At 35.5% G+C, this 6,327-nt stretch carries 7 protein-coding genes and 1 pseudogene; all 8 read left to right on the forward strand.

Annotated features, from left to right (window positions below; translation table 11 throughout):
• Positions 1-290: 290 nt before the first annotated feature.
• Positions 291-2,308: pseudogene (locus DWB64_RS03985) on the forward strand (UvrD-helicase domain-containing protein); the annotation flags it as partial.
• Positions 2,306-2,668 (forward strand): type I DNA topoisomerase, encoded by a 363-nt coding sequence (locus tag DWB64_RS19415; RefSeq protein ID WP_243118944.1) that lies wholly within the window; start codon positions 2,306-2,308, stop codon positions 2,666-2,668. The pseudogene DWB64_RS03985 and the gene DWB64_RS19415, both read left to right, overlap by 3 nt.
• A gap of 95 nt (positions 2,669-2,763) precedes the next feature.
• Positions 2,764-3,237, forward strand: a complete 474-nt coding sequence (locus DWB64_RS19420) for a nuclease-related domain-containing protein (protein WP_243118942.1) — start codon at positions 2,764-2,766, stop codon at positions 3,235-3,237.
• A 6-nt stretch (positions 3,238-3,243) separates the two neighbouring features.
• Positions 3,244-3,834 carry an HRDC domain-containing protein gene (locus tag DWB64_RS19425; RefSeq protein ID WP_243118943.1) on the forward strand — a complete coding sequence of 197 codons (591 nt, stop codon included), beginning with the start codon at positions 3,244-3,246 and terminating at the stop codon, positions 3,832-3,834.
• A gap of 481 nt (positions 3,835-4,315) precedes the next feature.
• Entirely contained in the window at positions 4,316-5,503 is a 1,188-nt protein-coding gene (locus DWB64_RS03995) for an HNH endonuclease domain-containing protein (RefSeq protein ID WP_129486900.1), read from the forward strand.
• Between the two features lie 33 nt (positions 5,504-5,536).
• Positions 5,537-5,851: a nucleoside triphosphate pyrophosphohydrolase gene (locus tag DWB64_RS04000; RefSeq protein ID WP_129486901.1), complete on the forward strand. Its 315-nt coding sequence runs from the start codon at positions 5,537-5,539 to the stop codon at positions 5,849-5,851.
• Positions 5,844-6,056: a hypothetical protein gene (locus DWB64_RS04005; protein ID WP_129486902.1), complete on the forward strand. Its 213-nt coding sequence runs from the start codon at positions 5,844-5,846 to the stop codon at positions 6,054-6,056. Before DWB64_RS04000 ends, DWB64_RS04005 begins: the two co-directional genes overlap by 8 nt.
• A 3-nt stretch (positions 6,057-6,059) precedes the next feature.
• The coding region (locus DWB64_RS04010) for a hypothetical protein (protein ID WP_164980221.1) at positions 6,060-6,327 on the forward strand (268 nt) is incomplete at its 3' end.

Raw genomic sequence — 6,327 nt, forward strand, 5'->3', positions numbered from 1 at the left:
GACTTTTTTTAATAATGGTTAGTTTCATTTCAATTGGTGCTTACATACTGTTGAAGCCAAAAGATGATTTGTTAATCAAATATGAGAATGAACTTTCGCATTTTTCAAAGGAGTACTATGAACGAATATCTTGTAATAGTTCCTACATCACACATGATCAAATAGATTGGTTAACACAGTCATATAAACACATGTATAATGCTCTGAATAAACAAAAATTAATCAAAAAATCATCATCCGTCTCTCAATTTGTTGATGCCCTGAAAAATATTGAGATCACAGTTTCAGAGATGAATAGAAGGTTTATCAAAGATGAGATTGATAGATGTTCAGTGTTGTTTGACAATATTGATGGTCGTTCTTTAGATCGGCAACAACGAGAAGCTGTTGTTAATCAGGAGATCAATCAACTTGTACTAGCAGGTGCTGGGTCAGGAAAGACATTGACTATCGCAGCCAAAACAAAGTACTTAGTGGATGAGTTAAGCTACAAACCACAAGAAATTTTGCTAGTTTCATTCACAAAAAAGTCGCGCAAGAAATGCAAGAACGAATCCAAAACAAACTTAAAATCCAAGTAGATGTCAAAACTTTTCATAAGATGGGACTAGACATAATAGCTGCTTGTGAAGCACAGCGACCGGATATCCTAGACAGTGCAGAAATGACAAATATCATCAATCAATTTTTCGATGAGTTTGTTCTTAAGTCAAAAGAACTGCTTAGTGCAATTATTGAATTTTTTGCCTGTTACCTACATGTACAAAAATCCCATGAGGAGTTTGAAACTGCAGACGAGTTCATGAGTCATATTATGAGTGAGCAATTCAGTACATTAAAGGGATCACAAGAAAAAATACTAAGTGAACTCAAAATGGAACATGTCACGATTTATGGTGAGCGTGTTAAAAGTCATGAAGAGCTAATGATTGCCAATTTCTTATTTCTGAATGGAATTAAATATGAGTATGAAAAAGTTTATCCATTTGAGCCAGATGATAAATACCGAAAAAGGTATAGACCAGATTTTTATCTTTCAGATTACGACTTGTATTTTGAACATTTCGGGATTGATGCGAATGGTGATTTACCATACTTATCTGATGTGGAAGCCACAAAATATAAAGAAGGAATTGAATGGAAACGGTCTTTCCACAAAAAGAATGGAACCGTACTTATTGAAACTTATTCCTATTTCAATAGTCAGGGTATCCTTTTGCAAAAACTTGAATCCATCTTGAAAGCGAATCAAGTTGAGTTAAGACCAATAGATCGCGTAGAACTCTATAGGCAACTTAATCTCAGAAAAAAAGATAAGCAGTTTTCAGAGTTTAAAAAGTTGTTAAGTACATTCATCAATCTCTATAAATCTAATGGTTATGATCTTTCACACTTTGAGGTACTAAATAGTAATATCAATGAGCATAAAAACTACAATCTTATCCGTACTAAATTGTTCTTTAGTATTGTAAAGCCACTTTATGAATATTATGAAAGTTCTTTAGTCAAAAGAGGGTGCATAGATTTCAACGATATGATCAACAAAGCGAAAAAATATGTTGAAGGTGGCTACAAAGTTCAAACGTACAAATATATGATGATTGACGAATACCAAGATATTTCTAAAGGCAGATATAGACTAGTGAATGCGTTAAGAAACCAGTCTGGCGCAAAACTGATGTGTGTAGGTGACGACTGGCAATCAATCTACCGTTTTGCAGGAAGTGACATATCATTGTTTTCAGAGTTTGAACATCACTTTGGATTTTACGCGTTAACGAAAATTGAAAATACGTATCGTAATTCTCAAGAGCTAATTGATATTGCAGGACATTTCATTCAAAAAAATCATATCCAGCTGAAAAAGACACTGAAATCAAGTAAAAGAATTAATGCGCCTATATGCTTAATGGAATATGATAGCGAGCTAAGTCGGATAAATGCATTAAGATCAATACTAGATAATCTGGTAATGCAATTTGGTAATGAGGTCGATGTGATGCTATTAGGAAGAAATTCATTTGATTGTGACGACATATTTAAAAGTACTGGTTTTATACGTGCCGATAACAATGGACGAATTAAATACACATCTTATCCGAACATGAAAATAACCTTCATGACAGCACATAAATCTAAGGGTTTAGAAGCAACCGCAGTAATTATACTTAATGCAATAAATCATCGACTAGGATTCCCTAACCAAATGGCGGATGACCCACTTCTCAATTATGTGTTAACACACGCTGACCCATATCATTATGCAGAGGAGCGACGATTGTTTTATGTTGCACTAACACGAACAATGAATACCACCTATGTTTTAGTACCGCAACAAAGTAAATCAGTATTTATTACTGAATTGGAGAAATACGCCGGTGTTACTATAGAAAAGCGATTTCTTGATCCAAGCCACCACAATATACCGAAATGTCCAAAATGCAAAGTTGGACTACTTGTAAAAAGGCAGTCAAATAGAGGAAACAGTTTTGCAGGCTGTAGTAACTATCCAAGTTGTGATTATACAATAAATGATATATCAGTTTTAACGTCGGCGCAGATATGTGTAGCTTGTGGTGGATTCTTACTCAAAAGGAAAGGTAAGTTTGGAAATTTCAAAGGTTGTTCAAATTACCCAGTATGCAAGAAAACGATAAAAATGAACTGATTTTACTCACAAATGGTTCAGAAGGGCTATAAGTAGAATATCAAAGTATATTAGAAATTTAATCTAATACAAAAATGCAATCCTAGGGGGAACAAATGCAACTATTCAGCAAAATGAAGGAACCGGTATTTTTGAAAGAAAGCAGCGACCTAGAACAACAGTTAATAAAACTAAAAGAACTGGAGCCTAAGCTTAACGAAGAAGGTAAAGCAAAGCTACTTCAAGAAATGAAAATGATCGAGTATGGCTTGTTAGGTGAGAAGAACATAGCATTTGAACTGAAAAATAGCCATATGCCAATGTTTGTTTTACATGACATCTATTTAGAAAGTGAAGACCTAACAGCTCAAATTGATTACCTAGTATTCACTCGAAAGCTTTGTTTTGTAATTGAATCAAAAAATATGGTTGGAGATATTGAAATCAACGCTAACGGCGATTTCATCAGGACAACAAAATTCGGGCACAAGAAAAACCGAGAAGGAATTTACTCACCGATAACACAAAACCAAAGACATCTAGAGTTAATGAAGAAAATTAGACTCGATAATGCAGATAACATACTATAAAAGTTTATGATCGGTCGCTACTTTGAACATCTCTATAAGCCCATAGTAGTCCTAGCCAATCCCAAAACGGTACTAAATGCAAAGTTTGCAAAGAAAGCGACTAAAAACCAAGTAATCAGGGCCGATCAGCTAGTAAAGTATATAAAAGACCAAGAGAATCAGTGTAAAGAACCAGCTAATTCAGATGCACAGCTACAAGCATGGGCAGAACGATTTTTGACTGCACATATAGATAAAGAGCATGATTATACAAAAAAGTTCAGTAAATACCTAATAGATCAAAACATCGAAATTACTGCAGTAGCAAAAGTTGATGAACCAGAGTTAAGTGATATTTTATCTACTGATATGCCAAAGTTTGAAGATGAAAGCCTTATCAAAGACATGAAAAAATTCAGATTGGAAAGAAGTAGAAGCGAAAAAATAAAGCCGTATTTCATTTATAACGACAAGCAACTTACTGAGTTGATTGAAAAGATGCCTGTAACATTTGAGGCGTTAAAATCTGTAAATGGCTTTGGTGATGTAAAAGTGAATAAATATGGTGATGAGATTATTGAGATCATTCAAAAGCATCTGGTTAGGTATAGATTTTGAATTAGCCAATAGGTGTATACTAGTCTACTAAATTTGAGGAGAGATATGAACATCAATGAGTTATCGAATGACGCTATAATTCAAGCATATGCTGATATTATATATGAGTTAAAGAAACGGGAAATAGTACGGACTAAAAATATCATTGGTGATTTGGGTGAATATTTGGCAATTAGCCATTACTGTCAAGCACGAGGCTTACCCAAATTACAATTTGCACCCCCCCAGTACTAAAAATATCGATGCAATAAGTAAAGACGGTGAAAGATACAGCATTAAATCAACGTTTTCAGGTACAACAAGTGAACAACTCGTGCCGTTCACCCACATGCCGTATGTCAGTGTCACTCATTTCTCTACGGCATCATTATACAGCTACTCGGTGAGCGGCACCTTTATTACAACTTATAAGTTGAAATTTTGCTGTCAAGACTAAAATATAGTTTCAAATTTAGAGATATTGCACCCAGAGGTTACTACAATGTTAAACTACACAAACACAAAATCGATCTGGTTCGAGCGTATGCTAGACCACCAAAACATGGCGACCAGCTATAAAGCGTTCTGGTTAAAAAGTATCTTTCTTGAGGTCATTGAGAATAATGGACAAATGATCTCTTTTGAGCGCTTGATCCATAGAATGATCGCTGAGGCTTGGTACCCGATTGTTCAGTTTAAATTAAATTTTGGTGTACAAGACCAGCTTTCAAATGTTGTTAAGTATCTAGAAACAAACTATGCAATTGTTTCTGATATCAGTAAAAGTAACCTTTTAGAGTGGATGACACATGATGAGAAGTTGAAATGTGATAGAGAGTTTAATCGCATGGTTAAGGGTCTTTACCAGATGGTGCCCTATCGATTGATTAATCCCTTTTTTAGCGAGTCGACAAAAGGGATGAAAGATCAAACAAAGAATCGTATGATTACTGAACTCGCAAGTCAGGCAACGGACGTATTTTACAGAGTTTACTCAGAAAGAAGATGTATCCAATTACAAGAAGATTGGATAACTTATATAAACAAGAACCAAGCCATTCTTATCGGTTGGCTTAATCATAAACTCACTGGCTATTTGCAAAATAAAAACCTGAGTGTGCCTAACATCTTGTCAAAACTTGAACCACCTATTAGTCGAGACTTAAGTTGGGCAAAACTCTACTGGCAAGATGCAATTGTTCGACTTAAATTGCTTGATCTGTACACTAACTTGCCATACGATCTAGTTAATATCGAAGAACTTGGCGCGATCAGCATTGATCACTTTGTGCCTTGGAGCTTTGTCTTACACGATGAGCTATGGAACCTCGCGCCAACCTTTAAACATGTGAATAGTGCAAAGGGTAATCGACTACCACGACTTGAAGAGTCGTTAGACTTATTTTGTGAGTTGCAGTATCGTGTATTTTTAACTATGCGTTCAGAGCATAATCATAAAAAGGTAATGGAAGATTACTTGAATCTTGGCGGTAGCTTAAACAATCGATCGATTTTGCTTGAAAATGAACCAGTTGACCAAGCCTTGTTTATTGATTCACTCAAGAGAACGATCAATCCACTTCATCAGATTGCCTTTAATCAGGGTTATGGTATTTGGAACGGTTACCAATTCTATAACGCTAATGCTACACTAGCTGCGGAATCGGTTAAAGAACTTGATATTTATTAAGGCTGAGTAGACAGCGGAATGTGAGGTAACCTATTGAAAACAACCTACAATAAACTAATCAGAGACAAAATTCCACAAAAAATTGAAGCTGCTGGAAAAACGTCTAAACAAAGCACGTTAAGCCATGAGGATTACGTAAAAGAGCTAAACAACAAACTAACCGAAGAATCCAACGAATGGTTTGAAAGCAGTGATGTTGAAGAGCTTGCGGATATTTTAGAAGTCGTTATGGCGCTTGCAGCTGAGAAGGGTGTTGGTTTTGAGCAGTTGGTTGAAATCGCCAATAGCAAACGTGATAAACGTGGTGGATTTAAAGAACGTTTATTTCTGGAGGAAGTTTATGAGTGATAGAATTATTAACCTAAAGGCTATGGCTAAATGGAAGGCGATACCTGCTGACATTCAGGCAAGACTTATTAGTAATGTCTATTGTAAAGTATGTGGTGAAACTAGCATTGTAGATTTTGAAATAAAAGACGATGAGTTCGGCATTGTGCTTGTAGGTAGATGTAAGAAATGTAATGGACCTGTCGCGCGAATGATTGAGGATTAACTCATGCCAAATCTAAAACTCTACGAACACCTAATCACCAAACTGCTAAATAAAAAACTAGACCAAACCAACCATGACCATAAACTCTTTATTGAAGAACTAGATAGCACGGAATCTAGTTCTATTTTAGCGCTTTACTTGAAGAATGCTGTAGAGCATGGATTGCGGCATTATAAGAAAAAGGAAGAGTTAAATGAGCAACTGATGATCGCGAATCAATTGATTTGTCGGTTAAAAGAACTGACGAAAGACGACAGCCTTGAAGAGTGGT

It is taken from the genome of Fusibacter sp. A1 (assembly GCF_004125825.1).
GTDB lineage: Bacteria > Bacillota > Clostridia > Peptostreptococcales > Acidaminobacteraceae > QQWI01.

What these genes read in the sequence shown, in the direction of transcription:
- DWB64_RS04005 (WP_129486902.1), top strand. Translation starts at nt 5,844, where the DNA reads ATGAGTGATAGAATTATTAACCTAAAGGCTATGGCTAAATGGAAGGCG.
- DWB64_RS19415 (WP_243118944.1), top strand. Translation starts at nt 2,306, where the DNA reads ATGAATACCACCTATGTTTTAGTACCGCAACAAAGTAAATCAGTATTT.
- DWB64_RS19425 (WP_243118943.1), top strand. Translation starts at nt 3,244, where the DNA reads ATGATCGGTCGCTACTTTGAACATCTCTATAAGCCCATAGTAGTCCTA.
- DWB64_RS03995 (WP_129486900.1), top strand. Translation starts at nt 4,316, where the DNA reads ATGTTAAACTACACAAACACAAAATCGATCTGGTTCGAGCGTATGCTA.
- DWB64_RS19420 (WP_243118942.1), top strand. Translation starts at nt 2,764, where the DNA reads ATGCAACTATTCAGCAAAATGAAGGAACCGGTATTTTTGAAAGAAAGC.